Origin of the sequence: Aureimonas sp. ME7, from assembly GCF_903970965.1 — a bacterium.
Classification (GTDB): domain Bacteria; phylum Pseudomonadota; class Alphaproteobacteria; order Rhizobiales; family Rhizobiaceae; genus Aureimonas.
Window position 1 is genome coordinate 224,480 of sequence record NZ_CAJCKW010000007.1, and the last position, 22,102, is coordinate 246,581.

23 protein-coding genes are annotated in these 22,102 nt (G+C 69.7%); 15 read left to right on the forward strand and 8 right to left on the reverse strand.

The features are described 5' to 3' along the window. The first annotated feature begins 9 nt into the window (after window positions 1-9). The 3 genes from H7A85_RS14005 to H7A85_RS14015 are packed head-to-tail and all read left to right on the forward strand — an operon-like array spanning window position 10 to window position 2,914. Complete coding sequence (locus tag H7A85_RS14005; RefSeq protein WP_182086560.1) at window positions 10-1,446, forward strand: FGGY family carbohydrate kinase; 1,437 nt, start codon at window positions 10-12, stop codon at window positions 1,444-1,446. Beyond that, complete coding sequence (locus H7A85_RS14010) at window positions 1,443-2,120, forward strand: class II aldolase/adducin family protein (protein ID WP_182086561.1); 678 nt, start codon at window positions 1,443-1,445, stop codon at window positions 2,118-2,120. Before H7A85_RS14005 ends, H7A85_RS14010 begins: the two co-directional genes overlap by 4 nt. Before the next feature lie 20 nt (window positions 2,121-2,140). Beyond that, on the forward strand, window positions 2,141-2,914 hold the full coding sequence (locus H7A85_RS14015) for a glucose 1-dehydrogenase (protein ID WP_182086562.1): 774 nt from the start codon (window positions 2,141-2,143) through the stop codon (window positions 2,912-2,914). Between the two features lie 25 nt (window positions 2,915-2,939). On the opposite strand, the gene H7A85_RS14020 is transcribed toward H7A85_RS14015, so the two are convergent. Further along, entirely contained in the window at window positions 2,940-3,623 is a 684-nt protein-coding gene (locus tag H7A85_RS14020) for an HAD family hydrolase (RefSeq protein WP_244631192.1), read from the reverse strand. 151 nt (window positions 3,624-3,774) lie between these two features. Between H7A85_RS14020 and H7A85_RS14025 the strand changes: the two genes are divergently transcribed. The 7 genes from H7A85_RS14025 to nagA all read left to right on the forward strand — a co-directional run bounded on the left by H7A85_RS14025 (window position 3,775) and on the right by nagA (window position 10,205). After that, complete coding sequence (locus H7A85_RS14025) at window positions 3,775-4,845, forward strand: catalase family protein (protein ID WP_182086563.1); 1,071 nt, start codon at window positions 3,775-3,777, stop codon at window positions 4,843-4,845. A 68-nt stretch (window positions 4,846-4,913) separates the two neighbouring features. Further along, window positions 4,914-5,093: a hypothetical protein gene (locus tag H7A85_RS14030; protein ID WP_182086564.1), complete on the forward strand. Its 180-nt coding sequence runs from the start codon at window positions 4,914-4,916 to the stop codon at window positions 5,091-5,093. After that, window positions 5,090-5,371 (forward strand): hypothetical protein, encoded by a 282-nt coding sequence (locus H7A85_RS14035; RefSeq protein WP_182086565.1) that lies wholly within the window; start codon window positions 5,090-5,092, stop codon window positions 5,369-5,371. The genes H7A85_RS14030 and H7A85_RS14035 overlap by 4 nt, the downstream gene beginning before the upstream one ends. Before the next feature lie 173 nt (window positions 5,372-5,544). Further along, on the forward strand, window positions 5,545-6,591 hold the full coding sequence (locus tag H7A85_RS14040) for an HWE histidine kinase domain-containing protein (protein WP_182086566.1): 1,047 nt from the start codon (window positions 5,545-5,547) through the stop codon (window positions 6,589-6,591). Between the two features lie 36 nt (window positions 6,592-6,627). Beyond that, window positions 6,628-8,226, forward strand: a complete 1,599-nt coding sequence (locus H7A85_RS14045; protein ID WP_182086567.1) for an FGGY-family carbohydrate kinase — start codon at window positions 6,628-6,630, stop codon at window positions 8,224-8,226. A gap of 78 nt (window positions 8,227-8,304) precedes the next feature. Next, the gene (locus H7A85_RS14050) at window positions 8,305-9,009 is read left to right on the forward strand and encodes a RibD family protein (RefSeq protein WP_182086568.1); all 705 of its coding nucleotides are present in this window, start codon (window positions 8,305-8,307) and stop codon (window positions 9,007-9,009) included. Window positions 9,010-9,080: 71 nt separating this feature from the next. Then, window positions 9,081-10,205 (forward strand): N-acetylglucosamine-6-phosphate deacetylase, encoded by a 1,125-nt coding sequence (gene nagA, locus H7A85_RS14055; protein ID WP_182086569.1) that lies wholly within the window; start codon window positions 9,081-9,083, stop codon window positions 10,203-10,205. On the opposite strand, the gene glsA is transcribed toward nagA, so the two are convergent. From glsA to H7A85_RS14070, 3 genes are all read right to left on the reverse strand, one after another. After that, window positions 10,202-11,194, reverse strand: a complete 993-nt coding sequence (gene glsA / locus H7A85_RS14060) for a glutaminase A (RefSeq protein ID WP_182086570.1) — start codon at window positions 11,192-11,194, stop codon at window positions 10,202-10,204. The two genes, nagA and glsA, sit on opposite strands and share 4 nt — an antisense overlap. Window positions 11,195-11,259: 65 nt before the next feature. Continuing rightward, the gene (locus tag H7A85_RS14065; protein WP_182086571.1) at window positions 11,260-12,117 is read right to left on the reverse strand and encodes a galactosyltransferase-related protein; all 858 of its coding nucleotides are present in this window, start codon (window positions 12,115-12,117) and stop codon (window positions 11,260-11,262) included. Then, on the reverse strand, window positions 12,099-14,171 hold the full coding sequence (locus H7A85_RS14070; protein ID WP_182086572.1) for an HAD-IIB family hydrolase: 2,073 nt from the start codon (window positions 14,169-14,171) through the stop codon (window positions 12,099-12,101). The genes H7A85_RS14065 and H7A85_RS14070 overlap by 19 nt, the downstream gene beginning before the upstream one ends. A gap of 52 nt (window positions 14,172-14,223) precedes the next feature. On the opposite strand from H7A85_RS14070, the gene H7A85_RS14075 reads away from it, so the two are divergent. Together H7A85_RS14075 and H7A85_RS14080 are read left to right on the forward strand one after the other, a co-directional pair. Next, on the forward strand, window positions 14,224-15,297 hold the full coding sequence (locus tag H7A85_RS14075) for a glycosyltransferase family 4 protein (RefSeq protein ID WP_182086573.1): 1,074 nt from the start codon (window positions 14,224-14,226) through the stop codon (window positions 15,295-15,297). Then, window positions 15,297-16,487, forward strand: coding sequence for a glycosyltransferase family 4 protein (locus tag H7A85_RS14080; RefSeq protein ID WP_182086574.1), 1,191 nt, complete (start codon window positions 15,297-15,299; stop codon window positions 16,485-16,487). Before H7A85_RS14075 ends, H7A85_RS14080 begins: the two co-directional genes overlap by 1 nt. Here H7A85_RS14080 and H7A85_RS14085 read toward each other — a convergent pair. Together H7A85_RS14085 and H7A85_RS14090 are read right to left on the reverse strand one after the other, a co-directional pair. Further along, a complete protein-coding gene (locus H7A85_RS14085; RefSeq protein ID WP_182086575.1) occupies window positions 16,469-17,428 on the reverse strand; it encodes a hypothetical protein in 960 nt (319 codons plus the stop codon). The two genes, H7A85_RS14080 and H7A85_RS14085, sit on opposite strands and share 19 nt — an antisense overlap. Then, the gene (locus tag H7A85_RS14090; protein WP_182086576.1) at window positions 17,425-18,069 is read right to left on the reverse strand and encodes a hypothetical protein; all 645 of its coding nucleotides are present in this window, start codon (window positions 18,067-18,069) and stop codon (window positions 17,425-17,427) included. The genes H7A85_RS14085 and H7A85_RS14090 overlap by 4 nt, the downstream gene beginning before the upstream one ends. A 197-nt stretch (window positions 18,070-18,266) precedes the next feature. Between H7A85_RS14090 and H7A85_RS14095 the strand changes: the two genes are divergently transcribed. Next, window positions 18,267-19,406, forward strand: coding sequence for a glycosyltransferase (locus H7A85_RS14095; RefSeq protein WP_182086577.1), 1,140 nt, complete (start codon window positions 18,267-18,269; stop codon window positions 19,404-19,406). 5 nt (window positions 19,407-19,411) lie between these two features. Then, on the forward strand, window positions 19,412-20,068 hold the full coding sequence (locus tag H7A85_RS14100) for a hypothetical protein (RefSeq protein WP_182086578.1): 657 nt from the start codon (window positions 19,412-19,414) through the stop codon (window positions 20,066-20,068). Here the strand turns inward: H7A85_RS14100 and H7A85_RS14105 are convergent. Next, on the reverse strand, window positions 20,065-20,850 hold the full coding sequence (locus H7A85_RS14105; RefSeq protein ID WP_210270258.1) for a glutaredoxin: 786 nt from the start codon (window positions 20,848-20,850) through the stop codon (window positions 20,065-20,067). The genes H7A85_RS14100 and H7A85_RS14105 overlap by 4 nt on opposite strands. A gap of 77 nt (window positions 20,851-20,927) precedes the next feature. On the opposite strand from H7A85_RS14105, the gene H7A85_RS14110 reads away from it, so the two are divergent. Further along, window positions 20,928-21,413 (forward strand): MerR family DNA-binding protein, encoded by a 486-nt coding sequence (locus tag H7A85_RS14110; protein WP_182086579.1) that lies wholly within the window; start codon window positions 20,928-20,930, stop codon window positions 21,411-21,413. A 188-nt stretch (window positions 21,414-21,601) separates the two neighbouring features. Here the strand turns inward: H7A85_RS14110 and H7A85_RS14115 are convergent, their stop codons facing one another. After that, window positions 21,602-22,045 (reverse strand): sigma factor-like helix-turn-helix DNA-binding protein, encoded by a 444-nt coding sequence (locus H7A85_RS14115; RefSeq protein WP_182086580.1) that lies wholly within the window; start codon window positions 22,043-22,045, stop codon window positions 21,602-21,604. Window positions 22,046-22,102 lie beyond the last annotated feature (57 nt).

Consider the following 22,102-nt stretch of genomic DNA (forward strand, 5'->3'; position numbering starts at 1 on the left):
CCGAAGGGAATGCAGGGCCCTTCCTCCCCCTCGCCGCGCTGCCTGGTGCTCGACCTCGGCGGCGGTTCGGGACGTGCGATGCTGGCCGAATGGGGTGAGGACGGATTGAGCCTCTCCGAGTTGCATCGCTTCTCCGGCTACGAGACGCGCCTGCCCGACGGCCCGGCCTGGGATCTCGACCGCCTCCTGAAGGGGATCGAGGAGGGCCTTGGCGCGGCGGCCCGCGCGGGCGGCGTCGCCTCGGTCGGCGTCGACAGCTGGGGCGTCGACTTCGCGCTTCTGGACGAGACGGGCCGGCCGGTGGACCAGCCCCGCACCCACCGCCACCGGCGCGGGGCCCGAGGGCTGGAGGCGCTTCGGACCCACCACGAGGCGATCGCCGAGCGGACGGGCGCGCAGATCCTGCCTTTCGTCACCGTCTTCCATCTGGCCGACTGGGCGCGCCGCCATCCGGACCTTGCTGCGAAGGCGCAACATTTTCTGATGATCGCCGATCTCGTTGCCTATCGCCTGTCGGGCACGCCCGCCTGCGAGCGCAGCCTGGCGCGCACGAGCGGCCTCGTGGACTTCCGCACCGGAGCGTGGAGCCCCAAAATCCTCGCGCTTGCTGGCATGCCGAGCCAGCCCTTCGTCCCGCTGGTCGCGGCTGGAACGCGGCTCGGCTCCCTAAAGCCGGAAATCGCCGAGCGCTTCGGCCTTGGCGAGGCGGCGGTGGTCGCGGTCGCCGCCCACGACACGGCGAGCGCGGCCCTGGCGCTCGCCCCCCAAGACGACGAGGCCTTTCTGGTGGCCGGCTCGTGGAACATCTTCGGCATCGAGGTGCCGGACGGGCCGATCGACGCCCCAGCGCGCCGAGCCGGCTTCGGCCTGGAAGGCGGCGTCGAGGGGCGCGCGCTTCTGGTGAAGAGCTTTGCGGGGCTCCTCCTCCTGCGCGCGCTGCGAGACCAATGGGCGGCGGCGACGGGCGAGGATATCGGGTTCGCCGAATGGGGCCGTCTCGCCCTCGCATCTCCGGCCCCCGCCGGAGTGCCGGACCTTTCCGCGCCTGCCTTTCTGGACCCGGTGGATCTCGTGGGCGCCCTTCGCGCCGCCGACCCCGACCTTTCCCCCGGCCAACCCGGACCATGGGCCCGCGCGCTCTACGAGGGCATGGCGCTTCAGATCGCGGGCGGCATCGCGGCGGCCGAGCGCCTTCGAGGCGCCCCCATCCGTGCCATCCGGCTCGGCGGCGGCGGCGCGCGCGACGAAACACTGTGCGCCCTGATCGCCCACGCAACCGGGCGTCCGGTTCTGGCCGGCCCGGTGGAGGCGAGCGCCGCCGGCAACGCTCTCGTGCAGTTCGCGAGCCTTGGTCTCTTTCCCGACATCACGGCCGCGCGCGCGGCCTTTCGCGCCCGCACGCCCCTTCGCCGATACGAACCGACCCGAGGACTGGAAGCCGCATGACCCAAGACATCGATGCCCTGAAGCAGCAGATCTGCGACATCGGCCGGCGCGCCTGGGACAAGGGCATGGGCGCGGCCAACGACGGCAACATCACCGTCCTCTTGGACGACGGCACGTTCCTGTGCACCCCCACCAACACGTCCAAGGGCTTCATGACCCCGGACATGATCTGCCGTATCGACCGGACGGGCGCGCCGGTCGAGGACAGCCGCTGGAAGCCCTCGTCCGAAACGCGCATGCATCTCACCGTCTACGAGGCGCGGGACGACGTTCGCTCCGTGGTCCACGCCCATCCGCTTTATGCGACGGTCCATGCGATCTGCGGCAAGGCGCTGACGCAGCAGATCATGCCCGAATCCACGATGTTTCTCGGCGAAGTGCCGCTCACCCCCTACGGCCTGCCCTCGACGGACGAGCTGTCGGACGCGATCCGCCCCTATCTCGCCCGCCACGACGCCGTGCTGCTCCAGAACCACGGGGCGCTGACCTGCGGCCACGATCTCCAGTCCGCCTGGTTCAAGATGGAAGCCCTCGACTACTACGCCAAGGTCGTCTTCCTCGCCTCGCAATACGGTGGCGCCCACGAGTTCGACCAACGCGAAGTGGACCGGCTGGTGGCGCTCAAGAACCAGCGCTTCCCGGCCCCCGGCCGCCATCCCTTCATCGACCGCTGATCCCTTTAGGAGCATTCCCCATGTTTGCCGACAAATTCAGACTGGACGGGCGCGTCGCCGTGGTGACCGGCGGCGGGCGCGGCATCGGCCTTGCCATCGGCGAAGCGCTCGCCGAGTTCGGCGCCAGGATCGTGATCGCCGACATCGACCAGCGCATCGCCGATACCGGGCTCGAAACTCTCAAGGCGAAGGGCTACGAGGCCAGCGCCCATGTCCTCGACGTGACCAAGCCGCAGGACGTCGAAGCCTTCGCCGCGCAGGTCGTGGAGAGCCACGGCCGGGTCGACATCCTCGTCGCCAATGCCGGCATCGCCATGTCGGGCGTGGCGGCCGAGGACACGGAGGACGAGCGCTGGCTCCAGGTCAACGACGTCAACTACAACGGCGTCTTCTGGTGCAACCGCGCCTTCGGCCGGCATATGCTGAAGGCGGGGCGGGGCGCGATCGTCAATATCGGCTCGATGTCGGGCTATATCTCCAACCGGCCGCAGAAGCAGACCTACTACAACGCCTCCAAGGCCGCCGTGCACCAGATGACGTCCTCGCTCGCCGCCGAATGGGCCGATCGGGGCGTGCGCGTCAACGCCGTCGCCCCGACCTATATCGAGACGGAAATGACGAGCTACCGCGACGACAACGCCGGGATGATCGACGTGTGGCTGCGCGACACGCCGATGCACCGCATGGGCCAGCCCCACGAGATCGCCTCCGTGGTGCACTTCCTCGCCTCCGACGCGTCCAGCCTGATGACCGGCGCGACGGTGCTGGCGGACGCCGGCTTCACCTGCTGGTGACTTTTGGCATAGGCCGTCTTCGCCCTCAGGCGGAGACGGCCTCGCTCGTGTGAACCTCGAGCGTGCCGTCGGCGGTGCGGAAGGCCGTCAGCGCCTCGTAGCCCGAAACGCTCGGGTGGCGGGTTTCCAGCTTGTGGGAATGCGTCGCGTTGATGACGACGACGCCCCCGCTTCCCGCCGCTTCCGCCGCCTGGATGCCGGCCGGCGCGTCCTCGAACACGAGGCAGTCCTCGATCCGCTGGCCGAGCTTCTGCGCGCCGAGGAGGAAGCAGTCCGGCGCCGGCTTGCCATGGACGACGTCCTCGCCGCTCACCATCAGCGGCGGCAAGGGCAGACCGGCGACGCCGAGGCGCTTTTGCGCGAGCGCGCGCGGCGCCGAGGTGACGATCGCCCAGCGATCGGTCGGCAGGCTGGCCAGGAACTCGGCCGCGCCCGCGATCGCCACGATCCCCTCCACGTCGTCCATCTCGCCCTGCACGAGACCCGCGATCTCCGCCTCCAGCCGCTCGGACGGAATGCCGACGCGGCGCATCGTTTCCAGCGCCCGAACGCCGTGGATCGTCGGCAGGAAGGCCTCGACGTCCAGGCCTTGCCGCCGCGCCCAGTTGCCCCAGACCCGCTCGGCCGCCACGATCGAGTTCAGGATCGTGCCGTCCATGTCGAACAGGAAGGCGCCGAAGCGGCGGCCGGGAAACAGATGCTGCGCCATGAAGACAAGTCCGAAGCGAGGGATCGGGGAAGACGACCCTCGTCTTGCCGCATCGAACCGCACGCGGCAAGCGCCCGCCGCCGGACATCGAGTTTGGAAACCTTCCAGACCGCTGCGGAGTTGTTCCGTATCGATTTGTCTGGAGCAAGATATGATCGCCTCCCCCGTTCGCTACTCGCCCGACGTTGAAGAGATCCAGGCCGACGAGCGGGAAACCGTTCAGGGGCTGATGGACGCGTTCGACGCCATTCTCCACCGCACCGCCGAGGACTACGGCCATGCGGTCCGCTCGGTGCACGCCAAGGCGCACGGCATCCTGGAAGGCGAGCTGAGCGTGGACGCCGGGCTGCCGCCGGAACTCGCGCAGGGGCTTTTCGCCAAGCCCGGAACGCACAAGGTCTTCCTGCGCATGTCGACCAATGCCGGCGACATCCTGCCCGACGCGATCAGCCTGCCGCGCGGCCTCGCGATCAAGGTCGAGGGCGTCGAGGGCGAGCGCCTGCCCGGCTCGGAAGGCTCGGCGCAGGATTTCGTCATGGTCAACGGCAAGGTCTTCCAAGCCAAGACCGCCGACAAGTTTCTCGGCAACCTCAAGATGCTGGCCGCCACGACCGACCGGATCGAAGGCACCAAGAAGGTCGCCTCGGCGGTCCTGCGGGGGGTCACCTCGGCTCTCGGCGCCGTCGGCATCGAAAGCACGGCGCTGAACTCGCTCGGGGGCGCGCCCAATGTCGAGCCGCTCGGCGAGACCTACTATTCCACGACGCCCTTCCGCTACGGCGACCATATCGCCAAGTTCTCGATCGCCCCCGTGGCGCCCGCCCTGACGGCGCTGACCGGCGAGATCATCGATGTCGACGGCCGCGACAACGCGATCCGCGAGGAGGTGCGCCGGGAAATGACCGACATCGACGCCGAGTGGGAGTTCCGCGTCCAGCTCTGCCGCGATCTGAAGAAACAGCCCGTCGAGGATCCGACCGTGGAATGGGACGAGGCGGAAGCTCCGTTCCAGCGCGTCGCCACCATCCGCGCGAGGCCCCAGGACAGCTGGGACGAAGCGCGCGTCCGGCAAGTCAACGAGGAGATGCGCTTTTCTATCTGGACCGGCATCCAGGAGCATCGGCCGCTCGGCAACATCAACCGTGCCCGGCGCGAGCCCTATCGCCATTCCGCCGACTTCCGCGCCCGCTTCAACGGCTGCCCCTATCACGAGCCGAGCTGAGGGCACCGCGCTTAGAACCGAAGGACCGGTCGCGCGTTCACTCTTGCAGCAAGAAGGAACGCACCCGCATGACCAACCGCATCCCCGCCCTGGCGATCGTCGGCCTCGCCTTGTTCGGCCTTTCGGCCTGCAAGGACAACGGCACGGTGGAAAAGCAGCCGGGCGCTGGCAACGCCGCCGAGCAGACGCTGACGCAGAGCCAGCAGTCCTCCGCTTCCGACGGTAGCGGCGGCCAGCCGGCGAAGTGACGCCGGCGGAAGCCGATCTGCGCGCGGCGCTCGCGCGGATCGGCCGCTGGGCCTCGGGCTACAGCGAGGGCGTCTTCGAAGGGCGGCGCTACGGCGTCACCCTGTCGGCTTCCGAGGACGGGAGACGGCGCTGGATCTTCGGCGAGGAGCTCGGCGGCACCGACCGGATCAGCGCCAACCTCTATGAGCTTTCCCCCGCGCGCACCGTTCTGCGCCCTTGCGAGATGCCGGCCGAAAAGGTCGTGCGCTTTCTCCTGGAGTTCGCGCCATCGCCCTGACGGCCGGCGACGATGCCGTTCGCGTTCTTTACGCGAAAGCCACCCGACCGCCGCCTAACGATCGTCTCGACCTTTCCAGCCTCCAAAACCGATTGCCAGCACCGTTCGCACCCGTCATGGGTGAAGGGAGGGGCATTGGGAATTCGGTTTGGCAAGAGGGGCCTGAAACGTCGATGTTTGTGTTCGAAGCGGCCGAACGGGTTCGGGCCTCCCGTTTCCTCGGCTGGGGGCTTGCCGTTCTCGCCTTTCTGGTCGCGTTGTTCATACGCTTCGTCTTCGACCACGCCCTGCCGGTCGGCTTCCCCTACCTGACCTTCTTTCCCGCCGTGATCCTGACGGCCTTCTTTGCCGGCTCCTGGCCGGGCGCCGCCTGTGCCCTCGCCAGCGGTCTGGCCGCCTGGTACTGGTTCATTCCGCCCTTCGGCGCGTTCTCGATGGACGGCTCGGTGGTGGTCGCCCTTCTCTTCTACGTCTGCATCGTCACCGTCGACATCCTGCTCATCGAGCTGATGCACCGGGCGATGGACGGGCTGAAGGCGGAGCGCGCGATCAGCCGGGGCCTTCTGGAGCGCCAGCGCGTCATCCTGGACGAGGCGCAGGAGCGCGAGAAGCGCCAGCGCGTCCTCCAGCGCGAGCTTGCCCATCGCATGAAGAACACGCTCGCCATGGTGCAGGCCGTGGTGGGCCAGAGCCTCCGCCACGCCCGCAGCCTGGAGGAGGCTTCCGATGTCGCCTCCGCCCGCATCCTGGCGCTCGGCCGCTCGCAGGACATGCTGACCGAGAACAACTGGCAGGCCGCCGATATCCGCGACGTGGCGCAAGGCACGCTCCAGCCGCACGAGGACGGGATGCGCCGCATCGCCCTGTCCGGCCCGGCGATGGACCTCAACGCGATGCAGAGCATGGGCCTGTCGCTGACGCTGCACGAGCTGGCGACCAATGCGCTGAAATACGGCGCGCTGTCGGTGGACGGAGGCCGTGTGGCGATCGATTGGACACGGCGCGAGAACGGCGCCTTCGAGCTGGTCTGGCGCGAAAGCGGCGGCCCGGCGGTGGAGCCGCCGACCCGCCGCGGCTTCGGCTCTCGGCTGGTGGAGCGCGTGGTTCCCGGCTATTTCAAGGGTGCGGCGCGCATCGAATACCGGGCCGGCGGCGTGGTGTTCACCCTCGACGGGGTCCTGGACACGGCCGGGCACGAGGGCGCCACGCCGGCGCACTGACGCCCCTTCATTCGGATCTCGGGAGGATCATCGGCCATGTTCATCGGCATCGACGTGGGAACGGGAAGCGCGCGCGCCGGCGTCTTCGACGCGACCGGCGCGCTTCTGGGACACGCCAAGCGCGACATCGCGATCTTCCGCGAGCCCGGCGCGATCGTGGAACAGTCGAGCAACGACATCTGGCGAGCGGTGTCGGCGGCCGTGCGCGAAGCCGTGGCGCTGGCTGGCATCGACGCGAAACAGGTGGAGGGCATCGGCTTCGACGCCACGTGCTCGCTCGTGGTGCTGGGCCCGGGCGGCGCGCCGCTCCCCGTTGGCCCGTCGGGCGACCCCGAGCGCAACATCGTCGTGTGGATGGACCACCGAGCAGGCGCCGAAGCGCGTGAGATCAACGCCGCCGGCCATCCCGTCCTGCGCTATGTCGGCGGGGCGATCTCGCCCGAGATGCAGACGCCCAAGCTCCTGTGGCTCGCCCGGAACATGCCGGAAACGTTCGCGGAGGCCTCCGCCTTCCTGGATCTCGCCGACTTCCTGACCTGGAAGGCGAGCGGCAGTCTCGCCCGCTCCACCTGCACACTCACCTGCAAGTGGACCTATCTCGCCCACGAGGCGCGCTGGGACGAGAGCTATTTCCGCCAGATCGGCCTCGGCGCGCTGGCCGACGAGGGGTTCGCGAGGATCGGCAGGCAAGTCGTTCCCGGCGGCACGGCGCTGGGCACGGGGCTGACGCCCGAGGCCGCCCGCGACCTCGGCCTCAGCCCCGGCATCGCGGTGGCCGCCGGGCTGATCGACGCTCATGCCGGCGGGGTCGGGACGGTGGGCGCGCGCGGCGGCGCCGGCGATCCCGCCTCGCGCATGGCCTATGTCTTCGGCACCTCCGCCTGCACGCTGTCGCCGACGCCGGGGCCCGCCTTCGTGCCCGGCGTCTGGGGGCCGTACTTCTCGGCCATGGTCCCAGGCCTTTGGCTGAACGAGGGCGGCCAGTCGGCGGCGGGCGCGGCGATCGACCATCTCGTGCGCCACCATCCCGCCGCGGCAAACGCCGAAACCGCCGCTCGGGCCGCCGGACTTTCCTTGAGCGCCTGGGCGAGCGCGCGGGCGGCGGAGGCTGGCGGCGCGGCGGCCCTGCCGGGGCTCGTCGGCGGGATTCACGTCGTCCCCGAATTCCTCGGCAACCGCGCACCCTTCGCCGACCCGCATGCGCGGGCGCTGATCGCGGGCCTCGGCATGGAAAGCGGGGAGGACGGGCTCGTCGCCCTGTATCTGGCTGGCATGAGCGGGCTCGGCTACGGCCTTCGCCAGATCGCGGCGGCGCTTGGGCATAAGGGCGTCGCGACGCAGACGATCGTGGCGAGCGGCGGCGCGGGCGCCAGCCCCCTGGTGCGTCAGATCCTGGCCGACGCCACCGGCCTGCCGATTGCTGCCACCACCTCGCCCGAGCCGGTGCTGCTCGGCTCGGCGATCCTGGCCGCCGTCGCCGCCGGGCGCTTTCCGGATATCGCCACGGCCATGCCCGCCATGTCGGAGCTCGGCGCGATCCACGAGCCCTCGGCCGAAACGAAGGCGTGGCACGACAAGCGCTTCGCCGCCTTCGAAGCGCTGCAGGCCGCCGGGCGCGCCATCCGCGACGCGTGAAGGCGGCGGCCGACCGAACCTTTGCAACCTCCGTCGGCGATCCCGGTTTGGCGGGTAAGCCAACGGAGTGTTTCGCCCATGACCCAGCGCCCCCATGTCATCTGTCACATGACGTCCTCGATCGACGGCCGGCTCCATCCCAGCCGATACACGGCGAGCCCGGACGGCGCGGTGAAGGACTGGAGCGGCGCCTACGAGGCGATCCACGACCGGCTCGGCGCCGATGCCTGGCTGGTCGGACGCACCACCATGGGGGAGTTGGCTAAGGGCGAAGCGCATCCCCCCACCGAGCCCGGTGCGGTGGAGCGCCCGGTGCACGTCGCGGCAAGCAACGTGAAGACCTGGGCGATCGCACCCGACACCAAAGGCCGCCTCCACTTCGCCAAGCCCGACATCGGCGGCGACCCGGTGTTGGTTCTGCTCGGGAGCGAGGTTTCCGACGCGCATCTGGCGGAACTGGCGGGCGACGGCATCTCCTACGTCGTGGCCGGCACGCCGGAGATCGATCTCGGCGAAGCTCTCGGCATCCTGCGCTCGCGGTTCAGCGTCGAGCGGCTTCTTCTCGAAGGGGGCGGGGCGATCAACGGCTCGTTCCTGGCGGCAGGGCTGGTGGATGAACTCAGCGTCGTCCTCGCCCCGGCGCTCGACGGGAGCACCGAGCGCGAGGGCATCGTCTCCTTCGGCGCGGAAGGGTTGAAGGGCCGTTTGCAGCTTTCGCTGGAAAGCGCGGACAGGTTGGACGGCGGGGCCCTGCATCTGCGCTACCGCGTCCTCCAACCCTGAAGACCGGTTGACAGGACGCCCGACGAGAGCCGAAGGGGTCTTGCAACCGCTTCGCGCCCGGAGGCTTTCGGATGGACTTCTTTCTCGCCGACGCGCTCCTGACCGAGACGGGCTTCACGCCCGGCCTCGGCCTTCTGGTCGAGGGCGGGCGCATCCGCGCCGTCCTGCCAGCATCCGAGCGGCCGGATGGGGCCACGCTCCATCGGCTGGAGGGCTGGCTCGCGCCCGGCTATGTCGAGATCCAGGTCAACGGCTGCGGCGGCGTAGTGTTCTCGCAGGCGCCGACGCTCGAAACGATCCGGCGCATGGCCGGCGTTCTCCTTGCCCACGGCGTCACCGGCTTCCTGCCGACGCTGATCACCGCGCCGACCGAGACGATCGATGCCGCGATCGCCTCGGGCCGAGAAGCGATGGCGCGGCTGCCGAGCGTTCTCGGCCTCCATCTCGAAGGCCCTCATATCGGCCCCGCCCGCCCCGGAACGCATGACACACGGCTGATCCGTCCGATGGACGCGAGCGATCTCGAGCGGCTCCTTAGCGCACGCGACGTCGTGCGCCTCGTCACCGTGGCCACCGAAAGCACCTCGCCGGCGCAGATCGAAGCGCTGGCGAAGAGCGGCATCACCGTGGCGCTCGGCCATACGGCGGCGGGCGCCGGCGAGGTTCTGGCCGCGCACCACGCGGGCGCCACGATGCTGACCCATCTCTTCAACGCGATGCCGCCGATGGCGGGCCGCGATCCCGGCCCGGTCGGCGCCGCCCTCGCCTCTCCGACGCTCCATGCCAGCCTGATCAACGACGGCGTGCATGTCGACGACGTGTCGATGCTGGCGGCGATCCGGGCGCTGGGGCCTCGGCTGGCGCTGACCAGCGACGCCACGGCCTCGATCGAGGGGGGCGAGGGCGTGTTCGAGTTCGGCGGCTATCGCTGCCGCATCGAGAACGGGGCGGTGCGCAACGATGCCGGGGCGCTCGCCGGGGCAGCCGTCCTCCTCGACGAGGTGGCGGCGCGCACCGCGCGCCTCACTAGCGACCCGGCAGAGGCGGTGCGCATGGCCTCCGAGCGCCCGGCCCGCCTTCTCGGCCTCCACAGTGAGGTCGGCCGCCTCGCGCCCGGCCTTCGCGCCGACTTCAACCTCCTCGACCCGGAAACGCTGGGGGTTCGCGCGACCTGGACGGTCGGCGAAAGGCTCTAGCTACGCGCCGCGCCGAACACCGACCAGTCGGTGCGCCGGGCGAGAAGCTCGAGGCCGAGCGTTCCCAGTCTCGAATTGCCCATCGGATCGAGCGCGGGCGACCAGACGGCGATCGAGGCGCGGTGCGGGGCCACCGCCAGGATGCCGCCGCCGACGCCCGATTTCGCCGGCAGCCCGACCCGGTAGGCGAAATCGCCGGCCCCGTTGTAGAGGCCGCACAGCATCATGATGGCGAGGATGCGCCGGGCGCGCCGCGAGGCGCCGATCCCGCGCCCGTCGCCGCGCCCGTGCTCCTCTTCCACGTCGTCGTGCATCAGGAAGCGACCCGCCTTGGCGAGGCCCCGGCAGTCCAGCGTGATCGCGCATTGGTGGACATAGGCGTCCATCACCGCCTCCACCTCGTGGCGAAGGTTGCCGTGGTGCTTGGCCATGTACATCAGCGAGCGGTTGAGATCGCCGCCCTTCTGGTCGCTTTCCATCACGCCGTCGTCGAAGGCGATGGTCTCGTCGTCGATCTGGCTTTTGAGAAAGTCGAGCACATGCCGGTTCGGCCCCGCCCGCCCTTCCAGGCCGACGAGGATGTCGCAGACGACGAGCGCCCCGGCATTGATGAAGGGATTGCGGGGCACGCCCTTGTCGCGCTCCAGATCGATGATCGAGTTGAACGCGTCGCCCGACGGCTCGCGCCCCAGCCGCTCCCAGATCCGCTCGCCGAGCGCCGCGAAGGCGACCTCCAGCGCGAAGACCTTGGAGATCGACTGGATGGGAAAACCGGTGCCCGCGTTTCCCGCCGACACGAGATCGCCCTCGCGCGTGAAGACGGCGATGCCGAAGCGCTCGAAGTCACCCTTGCGCGGCACCGGCCGGTCGTTCTCCTCGGCCGCTTGACGCGCCGTCTCATGGAGACCGGGCGCGCGCTCGCGGACCTCTTCCACCACGTCCGTGAGGATCGTCTTCAACTGGTCGGTGTCGGGCAAGAAGGGTTTCATCGGGACTCGATCGGAAGTTGCGTCGCAGCCGGCAACTAGGGCGCCGCCCCGCCGGTTTCAGGCGCTCAGCTGAACAGGCGTCCCGTATCGCGCCCCGATGCCTCGATCTCCGCCGCCTCGGGCCGGCGCAGCGGCCGGATTTCCCGCTCGTCCCATTCGATCAGGCCGATGTCGCGGAACTGGCCGAGCCAGTAGTCCATGCACCAGCGCCCGTGCCGCTCGCGAAACAGGCGCGCGTTGCGAAGGATGTGGTCGAAATGGTGCAGCGGGGGAACGCGCACCGGGTGATGCTGATGATAGGCGCGCGCGCCGGCCGTCCAGAAGAAGGGCAGGCCGGAGGCGGACAGGCGCACAGCGAAGTCCGTTTCCTCGCCGCCATAGCCGACGAAGTCCTCGTCCATGCCCCCGATCGCGAGATAGCGCGCGCGCGGCAAAGCGAAGGACAGGCCCCAAAGCTCGCCGGCGTCTGGCTCCCGCCGCACGCCCGCAGCCGGCACTGTAGGCTTGGAGGGGTGGATTTGCCCAAGCGCATCGAGCCGGTCGAAGTCGAGCGTGTCGCCGACCGCCCCTTCCGGCAGATACAGGACCTCGCCGAGAAACAGGCCCTCCTGCCCTCCCGCCGCCGCCAGATAGCTTTCAACCGTCGTGGGCGCGGGAATGCAGTCGACGTCGAGGAAGATCAGAAGCTCGCAAGCCGCCGCCCCGGCCGCTCGGTTGCGCGCTCTTGCGAGCGGCATCGGGTCCCCTGGCACCATCACGTGGCGCACCGGGCAGCCGGGATCGGGGAGATCCGCGAAGGGCTCGTCCTGCATCCAGGCGATCACCAGTTCGGCGGGCTTTCGCGTCTGGCTCGCCAGCCCTTCCATCAACCGTTGGAGATGCGCCCGCCGGCCGCGAACCAGCGTCAGGACGCTGGCTTGCATGCGGCCCTCGCCTTATCGCGGAAGTGGAGAACGCCCTCGATCACGCCGCGCGCATGGGTGGCGCGCGCGACATAGGAGTGGCGAAGCGCGGGCAGGGTCGCGAGCCCGTCGGAGAAGTTGGCGACGATGATCGCCTGCGGGATGGTGCGCAGCATCTCGATGTCGTTGCCCGAATCGCCGGCCACGAAGACGGCGTTTTCGGCAAGCTCGTAGGAGCGGCGCACGAAGTCCACCGCCGTGCCCTTGGAAGCGCGCAGCGGCAGGACGTCGAGATAGCGCCCATGGCTGTGGATCACCGAGCAGCGCAGGCCGGCGCGCTCCAGGCTGGCGCGGATGCGCGCGACGATGCCGGGCTGCCCGTCGGTGAAGTAGCTGAGCTTGTGCGAGCGCTGTTCCAGCGGCGCCTGCGGCAGGAGGCCGGGAATGCGGGCGAGCGCGCGACGCGCGGCGGCCGGATCCCAGTCGCGCGAGACGATGCGCCGCCATTCGGCATCCTGGGTATAGGTCGTGCCGTTGGGGTCGAGGTGGTAGATCTCGGAGCCGACCGACGAGATGATCACCTGCGGGCGCGGCGCGTCCTGCTGTTCCAGGATCGCCAGCGCCGAATGGAAGGAGCGGCCGGTGGCCACCCCGAAGGCGAGGCCCGGCTGATCCTTGCGCCAGGTGCCGAAGGTGCGGATGCCTTCCGCGCAGCCGACCAGCGTGTTGTCGATGTCGCAGATCAGGAGTTGTTCGGGCCGTTCGACTGCCTTGTCCGCTCCGGTGAGCGAGGCGAGAAGCGCGTGGTAGCGCTCGGCATGGCGCGTCCAGTCGTAGGCCTCGGCCACCTTGGCCCCGGCGCGGGCGTAGCGCGCATGCAGCGCCTCGTCGGACAGGATGGCGAGCGCGGCCTCCGCGATGGCGGAGGGCGAGCGCGGATTGACGAGAACGCCGTTGCCGCACATCTCGACGATGTCGTTCGGCCCGCCGGAATCGGTCGCCACCAGCGGCAGGCCGGCGGCCGAGGCTTCGAGCAGCGTCAGGCCGAAGGGCTCGTTCAGCGCTGGGTTGACGAAGAGCCCACCGCGCTCGCGCGCATAGGCATAGATCGCCGGCACGTCTTCCGGGCGGTGGTGCTTGGGGTAGGCGACGCGCCCGTAGAGGTCGTAGCGGTCGATGAGATGAAGAAGCTCGGCCACCGTTTCGGCCATGTCGCCGTCGAGATCGGCGTAGTCCTCGCGCGTTCCTGCGACGAGGATGAGATTGGCCTTTTTCTGCAGCGCCGGGCTTTCGCCGAACGCCTGCACCAGAGCGGCGAGGTTCTTCTTTCGAACCGGGCGGGCGAGCGCCAGGATCGCCGGCTTCGAAGGGTCCTGGAGGAAGCGGTCGATCGAGGCATCCACCTTCGGGCAGGACGGCGCGCCGGCAAAGCTCTGGAGATCGCTGCCCGGCGCCAGGATGCGGATGCGGCCGGGCTCATAGGTTTCCGACCCCGCCCACTGAACTTCCGCCTCGTCGCGCGAGGAGGCGATCACCAGCGAGGCGTTGGCAAGCGCCCCGTCCTCGGCCTCGATGCGCCGGGCGAGCGAATCGTCGTGGACGAGCGCGCCGTTCATCGCCTGCCGCTTCACGCGACCGAGCGAATGGGCGGTGAACACGAAGGGAATGCCGAGCCGCGCCTCGACGATGGAGGCGACGGAAGCGGCATCCGCGTAGTGCGCATGGAGAACGTCCGGTCGCGTCTCCTGGCGCTCGATGAAAGCGATCAGGCTTTCGGCGAAGCTTTCCACTTCCGTGTGGAGCGCTTCCTTTTCGAGATAGCCCGATTGGCGCGTGTCGAGGCGCACGATCTCGGCCTTCGGCCCGATCCGCTCCGATCGCTCAGCGTAATGCGCGCCGAGGCGGCTTTCGAAGCGGCGCGTCGCCACCACGATGCGCGAAACGGCCTCGTCCTGCGTGGAGGCTTCCACCAGATCCAGGAGATAGCGGATATGACCGCCCGTGTCGGCCGTCAGCCCATACTCGACATCGCGAGCACGCAGACACCCTTGCAGCGCGACATGAAGAATGAACATGGATGACCCCGCCATACGCCGAACACAAATTCCAAGGACAGAGCGAACCGACATGCCCGAAAGCTCAACGGCCGTCCCAACCCGTTCGTTGCGAGTCGCGCAGGTCGCGCCGACGATTTTTCCGGTCCCGCCTCACGATCACGGCGGAACGGAACGCGTCATCCACGACCTGTCCACCGCACTGCAACGTCAGGGTATCGAGGTAACGCTGCTGGCGCCTTCGGACAGTGCGACAGATGTGCCGCGCGTCGGCCTGTGGCCGAGTCTCCACGCTTTGGAAGCCCGGCACGGCCAGGTTCCCCCTTCGATTCCGGCGGTTCTGGAAGCCGCGCGGATGGAGGATCTCCGCCTTCGCTTGGCCGATTTCGACATCGTCCACTGCCACGGCGAGTTCTTTCACGCGGCGCTTTTAGGGAATAAGCGCCGGCACAGCCTCACCACCATCCATTGGCGGGTGGACGAGCTCGACCGGGAGATCTTCTTCCAGACATTCCCCGACCTGCCGGTCGCCGCGATCTCGGCCGCGCAGGAAAGCATGCTGCCCGCCGCCAACCGGGCCGGCGTCGTCCATCACGGCATCGAGCGCGACCGCTATGCGCTGCAGGACGGAGCGGGGGGCTATCTCGCCTTCGTCGGGCGGATGACCGACCAGAAGCGCCCGGACACGGCGATCCGCGTGGCCAAGGCGGCCGGGCGCCCCATCCGCCTCGCCGGCACGGTGGATGTCGGCAACCCGACCTATTTCGAGCGCGAGGTGCGCCCGCATCTTGGCGAGGCCGCCGCCTATGTCGGCCCACTCGGCGACAAGGCCAAAGCCGAATTTCTGGGAGGCGCGGAGGCGCTCCTGTTTCCGATCGACTGGCCGGAGCCCTTCGGCCTCGTGATGATCGAGGCCATGGCCTGCGGCACGCCGGTGGTCGCCTGGGACCGGGGCAGCGTGCGCGAGGTGGTGGACGACGGGGTGACGGGCTTCGTGGTCGGCTCCGAGGCCGAGGCTCTGGAGGCACTGGAAAAGGCGCGCACGCTTGATCGCGCGAGCGTTCGCCGGCGCTTCGAGGAGCGCTTCACCTCCGACCGGATGGCGAGCGACTACATCGCCCTTTACCGCAAGCTCTTGGCCGCCTGATGCGCACCGCTCTCATCGCCTGGGACTATCCGCCGGCCCCGAGTGGGCTGTCCACCGCCGCGCGCGAGATCGCCGAAAGTCTGGCGCAAGCCGGCACCGACGTCACCGTCTTCACCATGGACCGGGAGGGAATTGAGACGACGGGCGGCGTTCGCATCGTCGGCTGCCCGCCCGCGACCGGCGGCGCGCTTGCCCGGCTTCGACTCTGGGGCGGGGCGGGGCATCTGGCCGCGCCGCTCGCCTTTCGACGCGCCGTTCTCGCCGAGCATCGGGCCAAAGCCTTCGACGTGGTGGAGGCGACCAACTGGTATGCGCCGGCCGTGCTTCTCGCCCGCCGCAGCCCCGTGCCGCTGGTGACGCGCAACTCGACGCCGGCTGCCTTCTCGCGCGAGGCGGCGGCTTCGGCGCGCGACCGGATCGACGGCTGGGCCGCCGACCGGCTGGAGCGCGCGCAGGCGCGTGGGAGCGCCGGCCTGATCTCCAACACCGCCGACCACGCCCGGCGCATCGCCGTCGAATACGCGCTTTCCGGCGACCAGCCGCACGAGGTGATCGGCCTTTCCCTCGCGCCCGAAGTCCTGGCACGCGCCCAAGGGGCGCCCTACCCGGAATCTGCCGAGCCGCTTCGCCTCCTGTTCGTCGGCCGGCCGGAGCATCGCAAGGGCTTCGATGCGATCCTTGGCGCCGCTGCGATCCTCGCGCGAGAGGTGGATGCCGGTGCCCTGCCGCCCTTCGAGATCCGGCTGGCGGGCGTCGATCCGGACGGCCTGCCCACCGACCTCCCCGCCGGAACGCGGCGTCGCTTCCAGCCGCTCGGCCGGCTTCCCGAAGGCGATCTTGCGCGCGAATACGAGGGGGCACACGCCATCCTCGCGCCCTCCCGCTACGAGAGTTTCGGCCTCGTGTACCAGGAGGGCATGGCCTATGGCCGGCCGATGATCGCCTCCCACGAGGACGCGAGCGCACGCGAGTTCGTCGGGGCGACGGGCGCGGGCTCCATGGCGCGTGAAACGAGCGGCCCGGCGCTCGCCGACGCGATCCGCCCGGTTCTCGCCGATCCGGCCCGGCGTCTCGCCTTGCGCGAAAAGGCGCTCACCGCCGCCGGGCGGTTTTCACGTGAAACACTGGGGCAGGACACGCTGGCGCTCTATGCCCGCGCCATCGAGCGGTTTCACGCGCGAAAGCGCTGACGCAGCGCGTCCGCCTCCTCCAACCGCCCGCCGCCGGGCAGGATCGCCTCATAGCTTTGCGAGCGAGTGTCCACGTGGACCCGGGCGAGATAGTGGTCGATCGCCCCGCAAAGGGCGATGAAGCTCCTCTGCCAGGGTCGGTCGGGGCGCTCGTGCACCGGCCCCATAAAACGCACCTCGCGTCGGTTCAGGCGGTACTGGGTGTCGGGATAAAGATCGGCCTGGACGCCGTCCACGAGGTTGCGGCGGGGCAGGCCGATCGACAGGACGCCGCCGTCGTCCCCGAGCGCGGCCAGCGCCGGCACGAGCGCGGTGGTTTCCGGGGTCAGCGTTTCGTCGGCGTCGAGCTGAAACATCCAGGCGCTTTGCGCGAGATCCTGGAGCGCGCCCCGTTGGGCGGCGAAATCGCGCGCGAGCGGCCGGAAGGCTACGCGGATCCCCTCCTCCACCACCGCCTCCGGCCCCTCGCCGTCGACGAGGAGCACGATCTCCGCGAAGGCGGCGAGATGGTGGCGATGGGTGGGGATCAACCCTTCGACGTCGGCGGCCCGGCACAGGAAGCCGAGCGAGACGCCCGGCCCGCCGCTTGGCTCCAGGGCCTTGAGACGCGCCTCTGCGGCCAGCGCCGAATGCGGCAAAGCCAGCGCTTCCGCCTGTGCTGCGTCCGCCGGCTCCACCCGCTTGGTCATCGCGGTCGCGGCCGTGCGCAGCGTGTAGATGTCGAGCCCGAAGGGCGCCGTCTCGGGGGAGGCGAAGTGCGGGCCCGCCAGCGCGGCATCGAGCGCGATGCGCACGTCCTGCCCGGGCGCATCGAGGAGCAGTCCGCAGAACTCGCAGGCCCATCGAAACGCCCGGATGCGGCCGCTGGCATAGCGAAGCGTGCGCCGCGTCGGCGCCAGGGCTCGGCCCCCGCAGAGCGGACAGCGCGACGAGGTGGTCACGCCGCGAATGCGCGATCGAGCGGGTGGACGCGCAGGAAGCCGCCGGCCGTCATCGCTTCGAACCATTGCCGCTCACGCGCCCAGGCATGGCCCTCCCAGCCCTCGAAGCCGAAGCCGTGGACGTCGATCGTGGCGGTGCCGCCGAAGCGGCGAACGAGATGGAGCGCCACCAGAAAGCCCGTGCTCGGCACCGGGTTCGTCGCCGGCGCACGCCCGAGAAGCGCGGCGGCCTCGCGGCGAACGGAGGGAGGCAGGATCTCCACGGGCGCGCCGACGGGCCTCAGAAGCGTTTCGGCTTCGTCCGTCCAGTCCCGCCCGTCCTCGCCCTGATGCTCCACCGGCTCCGCCTTGCGCGCGAAGGGAAACACGAAGGTCTGTGCCCCGCTGACGAACGGGCGGTCGAGAAAGCCTGGATCGGTCAGCCATTCGCGCATCTGGCCGCCGTGGTTGACCAGCGCCAGATGGGTGACGCGCCCGCCAGCCCGCCCGCCAAAGCCGGACGCGTTGTTGAACCGGACCACCCAGTCGGCGGCGTCGATACGTCCGGCCTGGTCGCCCATGTCCGGCGCGTTGCCGACGATCGCGATGGAGCGCGGGCGATGGCGCGCGCGTAACTCCTTCTGTGCCTTGCGTGTCGGCATCGCGTGCGTGATCGTCCCCAAAACCGTCCCCGTTCGGCAAGATGCCGCAGGCCGCCGCGATGGAAAGGGGCGAGTCCACACGATTGCGGCACTTTCGCGGGGAGCGGGATGACGAAACCGTGCGCCGCGATATCTCTTCATCCATCCGGCTGGAGCGATGGGGGTCGCCGGCCACGCCATGTCCAGAGGGGCCGTCCATGTCGCTGAAGCCGATCTCGTTCTTCGTCCATCACCAGGGCCGGGGACACGCCAACCGCACGATGGCGCTGGCCCAGGAATTCTCGCGCGAACGCCCGGTCTCGGTGCTGACCGCCGGGCCGCAGCTCTTCGACGGGTTCGAACGCGACATCGAGATCGTCACCCTGCCCAACATGATCGGCGCGGGCGTTCCGACGCCGCGCCTCTACGCCGAGCCGACGCCGCAGGTCATGCACTGCGTACCGCTCGGCCTGCGCGAGATGCGCCGGACCATGCGCACCATCCTCGACCATCTCGACGAGCGCGAGGTCGGCCTCTTCGTGGTGGACGTGTCGGCCGAGATCGCGCTCCTGTCGCGCATCGCCAGCGTGCCGGCCGTGCAGATCCGCATGCACGGCGATCGCGGCGACATCGGCCATGTCGGCTCCTACGAGGCGTGCGTCGGAATGCTCGCGCCCTTCGACGAGCGCCTGGAGCAGGACGACTATCCCACGGCGTTGCGTGCCAAGACCTTCTACACCGGCGGCCTGTGCACGACGCTGGACGCCGTGCCGACAAGGGCCGAAGCTCGCCGACGCCTCGGGATCGACGAGGGGCGGGAAGTGATCGTGACGGTGACGGGCGGGGGCGGCAGCGGCACGCCCTATGCGCCGCTCACCGTCGCCGCGCGCGCGGCGCCGGAGGCCCTCTGGCTGACGCTCGGCCCCACCCACCGCGAAGGGCACGAGACGGATTTCTCCAACCTTTCCGAGCTCGGCTGGGTGCCGAACGTCACCGATCATCTGGCCGCCGCCGACATCGTGATCGCGTCCGCCGGCGACAACACGATCCACGAGATCGCGCGCGTCGGCGCCCGGCTGATCGTGATGCCGGAATGGCGCTACTTCGGCGAGCAGGTGCGCAAGGCGGAAGCCCTGGTGCGCCTCGGCGCCGCCGTCAGCGCCCCGGCCTGGCCGGGCGATCTCGACGGCTGGCGCGCGCTTTTGGGTCAGGCTCGGGCGTTGGACGGCGAGACGATCCGCACCCTGCAGGACCCGGAGGCCGCCCAGCGCGGTGCGGGCTGGCTGGAGCGCTTGACCGACGAGCTTTGGGACGGTGCCGAGGCGAGCGCCGCCCCGGCCCTCAAGGTCGTCGGCTGACGCCCATGGCGACGCTTCTGACGGTTCTGCGCGGCGGCGGGCGCTACGACGCGCTTTGGGTGGAGCGTCTGGCGCGCGGCGCGCGGCGCCATGCCCCCGCCTTCACCCGCATCCTGTGCCTCACCGACATGGCGCTCGACGTTGAAGGCGTCGAGACCGTGCCGCTCCGGCACGACTGGCCGGCTTGGTGGTCCAAGATGGAAGCCTTCCGACCGGGTCTGACGATCGGCACCACGGTGCTGTGCGACCTCGACACGGTGTTCGCGGGCAACGCGGATGCGCTGGCCGAGCCGGGTCTGGCCGCGATGGAGGACTATTTCCTGAAGGGCCGAGTCTCGACCGCGCTCCTGCGCTGGAACGGCGACGAACTCTCTCATCTCTATGAGACCTTCGCCGGCGAGCCGGAGCGCTGGATGGCGCCTGGCTCCTGCGGGAAGGTGCCGAACTCGGTTCATGGCGATCAGGTCGTGGTGGACCATCTCCTGCGCCGCGAGAACCGGATGCCGGCCTTTCTCCAGGCGCGCCATCCCGGCCTTCTCGACTTCTACGATCCGGACAAGGCTCGGCCCGGCCCGGTCGTGATCTTCATCGGCGATTCCAAGCCGGACAACGCCCGCGGTCCCGTCACGGCGCTATGGCGCGGGGACGCGGTGCCGGCTTAAGCCCAAGCGTGGAACCCCATCCACAGGGCCATGGCGACCATCATGACGTTCTCGGTCAGCGAGACGAAACCGAGCGGCACGTTGGACTTGCCGCCGACGCAGGCGCATTTCAGCTCGCGCTTGTCGACATACACAGCCTTGAACACCGAGGCGGCGCCCACCGTGCCGATGAAGAGCGCGACCGGCACCGACAGGAAGGTCAGGACGCCCGCGATCATCAGGACACCCGCCGCCCCTTCGGCGAACGGGTAGAGGTAGGAATAGGGCACCCAGCGCCGCGCCAGGAGATCGTAGCCGAGGAACATGTTGGAGAAGCTTTCCACGTCCTGCAGCTTCTGGACGGACAGCAGGCACATGGCGACCGCCACGAACCATTCGCCCGCCCGCACGGTGAACGGCGATCCGAAGGCGGCATGGCTCATGGCGAGCGCGACGAGCGCCGCCATCGCGAAGATCGCGATCACCGGCTTGTAGGTCGTCGCCTTGGGGTCGGCGACGGCCTTGCCCAGGAAGCGGCGCGTGTCGTCGTAGCCGCCGATGCGCGCGCCCTCGACGAAGATCTGCGGCGTCGTCTTGACGCCGTGCTCGGCCTTGAAGGCGTCGGTCTCTTCGCGCGTTCGAAGCCACCGGTCCTCGACCTCGAAGCCCTCGCGGCGCAGGAGGTCGAGCGCCTTCAGGCCGAAGGGACAGACATGCTTGTCCATCACCATGCGGTGGATCACGGCGCGGCGCGGCTTGGCGGTCGTAGCAAGGGGGGCGAGCGTATCGGCTGCGGACGACATGGGAGGCAGCTTTCCGGTTGGTGGAACGAGAGGCTGCACCCCATATAGGGTCCGTACCCCGGTACGGAGTCAAGACCATGAGCGGATGGACGATCGCAGGGCTGGCGCGCGAAGGCGGCGTCGGCGTCGAGACGGTGCGCTACTACCAGCGCCGGGGGCTTCTGACCGTTCCCGAGCGCGTAACGGGTGGCGGCTCGGCGGGCCGGGTCCGGCGCTACGGGCCAGCGGACGTGCGCCGCCTCGCCTTCATCCGCTCCGCCAAGGCGGCCGGCTTCACGCTGGAGACGATCGGCGAACTTCTGGCGCTCGACGCGTCCGACGACCGCGCCAAGGCCCGGCGCCTGGCGCTGGAGCGCGTCCGCGCCTTGGACGAGAAGATCGCGGAGATGCAGGTGGCCCGGGACGCCCTCGCCTCGCTCGCCGCCGAATGCGAAGCGGAAACCGAAGGTCCCTGTCCGATCCTCCTCGCCTTCGGCGAGCCGGGCTCGGCGGAGCCGCAGGATGGAAACGCGCGCTGTTCGGCACACGACGGCAACACGCGGCACGCGGGCCGAGCGTCCTAGAGCACTTTCTGACCGCATCGAACGGTCGTCATCGTCCAGCGGACGCCCACTCTCCTAGTGGGTTGCATTCGCTCCGCCGCTGCGTTGCTCGTCGGTCGCGATCCTGGCGGCACCGCTTCCCCTCGCGCCTTCATCACGAGGCGAGACCACTTGCCTGTCGCACCATCCCACCCGGTCGAAAAAACGGTCTAGAAGTCGCCGAGGCTGAGCTGGGGCGAGGCGGGGGGCTTTCGAACGGGAGCCTTGGCCGCCGGCCGCTTGGCCCGCACTGAGGCGGGCGCCGGCGGACGGGCGGCGGGGCGCTTCATGCGCTGGAGCGCGGCGTCGCGGTCCTTCGCCTCGGGTGCATCCGGGTTGTCGGTCAGCCATTTGCCGCGCTTGATCACCTCGTTGACCCGGCCCTGGTTGACGCCGAGCTGGAAGGCGATCTCCTGCTGGGTCATGCCGGTGGTCTCGTGCAGGTGCAGGATCTGGCGCGCGACGTCGGGCGTCATCTTGCGGCCGGTCACGCGGCGGGCGGGCGCGGCGGCGCGCTTGTCCTTGTCGCGCTTGCGCAGCGTATCCAGAACGTCCAGCGCCGAACGCAGACCGTATTCCTTCAGCGCTTCCTCGAACTCCTTGAGCGTGGGCATCGCAAACCCCCTTCACGCCAGAACAGAACGTAAACTGAGGCGTTTCCCGTGGTCCTT

What these genes read in the sequence shown, in the direction of transcription:
- nagA (WP_182086569.1), top strand. Translation starts at nt 9,081, where the DNA reads ATGGACTTCTTTCTCGCCGACGCGCTCCTGACCGAGACGGGCTTCACG.
- H7A85_RS14010 (WP_182086561.1), top strand. Translation starts at nt 1,443, where the DNA reads ATGACCCAAGACATCGATGCCCTGAAGCAGCAGATCTGCGACATCGGC.
- H7A85_RS14090 (WP_182086576.1), bottom strand. Translation starts at nt 18,069, where the DNA reads ATGCCGACACGCAAGGCACAGAAGGAGTTACGCGCGCGCCATCGCCCG.
- H7A85_RS14040 (WP_182086566.1), top strand. Translation starts at nt 5,545, where the DNA reads ATGTTTGTGTTCGAAGCGGCCGAACGGGTTCGGGCCTCCCGTTTCCTC.
- H7A85_RS14020 (WP_244631192.1), bottom strand. Translation starts at nt 3,623, where the DNA reads ATGGCGCAGCATCTGTTTCCCGGCCGCCGCTTCGGCGCCTTCCTGTTC.
- H7A85_RS14030 (WP_182086564.1), top strand. Translation starts at nt 4,914, where the DNA reads ATGACCAACCGCATCCCCGCCCTGGCGATCGTCGGCCTCGCCTTGTTC.
- H7A85_RS14015 (WP_182086562.1), top strand. Translation starts at nt 2,141, where the DNA reads ATGTTTGCCGACAAATTCAGACTGGACGGGCGCGTCGCCGTGGTGACC.
- H7A85_RS14110 (WP_182086579.1), top strand. Translation starts at nt 20,928, where the DNA reads ATGAGCGGATGGACGATCGCAGGGCTGGCGCGCGAAGGCGGCGTCGGC.
- H7A85_RS14105 (WP_210270258.1), bottom strand. Translation starts at nt 20,850, where the DNA reads ATGTCGTCCGCAGCCGATACGCTCGCCCCCCTTGCTACGACCGCCAAG.
- H7A85_RS14100 (WP_182086578.1), top strand. Translation starts at nt 19,412, where the DNA reads ATGGCGACGCTTCTGACGGTTCTGCGCGGCGGCGGGCGCTACGACGCG.
- glsA (WP_182086570.1), bottom strand. Translation starts at nt 11,194, where the DNA reads ATGAAACCCTTCTTGCCCGACACCGACCAGTTGAAGACGATCCTCACG.
- H7A85_RS14050 (WP_182086568.1), top strand. Translation starts at nt 8,305, where the DNA reads ATGACCCAGCGCCCCCATGTCATCTGTCACATGACGTCCTCGATCGAC.
- H7A85_RS14045 (WP_182086567.1), top strand. Translation starts at nt 6,628, where the DNA reads ATGTTCATCGGCATCGACGTGGGAACGGGAAGCGCGCGCGCCGGCGTC.
- H7A85_RS14080 (WP_182086574.1), top strand. Translation starts at nt 15,297, where the DNA reads ATGCGCACCGCTCTCATCGCCTGGGACTATCCGCCGGCCCCGAGTGGG.
- H7A85_RS14095 (WP_182086577.1), top strand. Translation starts at nt 18,267, where the DNA reads ATGTCGCTGAAGCCGATCTCGTTCTTCGTCCATCACCAGGGCCGGGGA.
- H7A85_RS14115 (WP_182086580.1), bottom strand. Translation starts at nt 22,045, where the DNA reads ATGCCCACGCTCAAGGAGTTCGAGGAAGCGCTGAAGGAATACGGTCTG.
- H7A85_RS14065 (WP_182086571.1), bottom strand. Translation starts at nt 12,117, where the DNA reads ATGCAAGCCAGCGTCCTGACGCTGGTTCGCGGCCGGCGGGCGCATCTC.
- H7A85_RS14005 (WP_182086560.1), top strand. Translation starts at nt 10, where the DNA reads ATGCAGGGCCCTTCCTCCCCCTCGCCGCGCTGCCTGGTGCTCGACCTC.
- H7A85_RS14075 (WP_182086573.1), top strand. Translation starts at nt 14,224, where the DNA reads ATGCCCGAAAGCTCAACGGCCGTCCCAACCCGTTCGTTGCGAGTCGCG.
- H7A85_RS14070 (WP_182086572.1), bottom strand. Translation starts at nt 14,171, where the DNA reads ATGTTCATTCTTCATGTCGCGCTGCAAGGGTGTCTGCGTGCTCGCGAT.
- H7A85_RS14025 (WP_182086563.1), top strand. Translation starts at nt 3,775, where the DNA reads ATGATCGCCTCCCCCGTTCGCTACTCGCCCGACGTTGAAGAGATCCAG.